The organism is Carnobacterium sp. (genome assembly GCF_032094055.1).
Classification (GTDB): domain Bacteria; phylum Bacillota; class Bacilli; order Lactobacillales; family Carnobacteriaceae; genus Carnobacterium_A.
The window spans coordinates 1,600-2,089 of the sequence record NZ_DAMDAK010000078.1 but is presented as its reverse complement, the minus strand read 5'-3'; the positions used below and the strand labels follow the sequence as shown (position 1 = coordinate 2,089).

Annotated in this window: 1 protein-coding gene; it reads left to right on the top strand. The window is 44.1% G+C overall.

What is annotated here, in order from left to right:
• Nucleotides 1–490, top strand: a 490-nt coding sequence (locus RT405_RS10790) for a polysaccharide biosynthesis C-terminal domain-containing protein (protein ID WP_313469643.1), incomplete at both ends; no start/stop codon positions are given.

The window sequence follows — 490 nt, the reverse complement described above, 5'->3', positions numbered from 1 at the left end:
ATTCATTGATCCGCATTACATTGACTTTTGCATTAGCCGCTACAACGGGATTGATTGTTTTAATGCCGTACCTTAATCAGGTGTTATTTGGAGACCGTTCCGGAACAGGTGTCTTAAATGTTTATACTGCAGCCGTTCTCTTGGCTTCTTTAATTGGAGCCTATAACGCCATTTTGCAAAGCCGCAATCAGCATTACCTGACACTAGGTGCCTTGCTTAGCGGGATGTTGACTAAGTGGCTGGCCAATCAGTGGTTAGTCGAACGAATGGGCACAATGGGAGCCAGTATCGCAACAGTCCTTGCTTTAATGGTTATTTTATTCGTTATCTGGCTAGGGCTGCCTGCTGAGCTTCAACAAAGTATTAGAAAAAAGGGCTTTGGATTAAAGCTGATTTTCAGCAGCGGTCTTATGGCAATCAGCGTCTGGGTCGTGACCTGGGTAACAGAAATGTTGATCTTGAATAGTGGAAGTCGATTAGCTTCATTTGG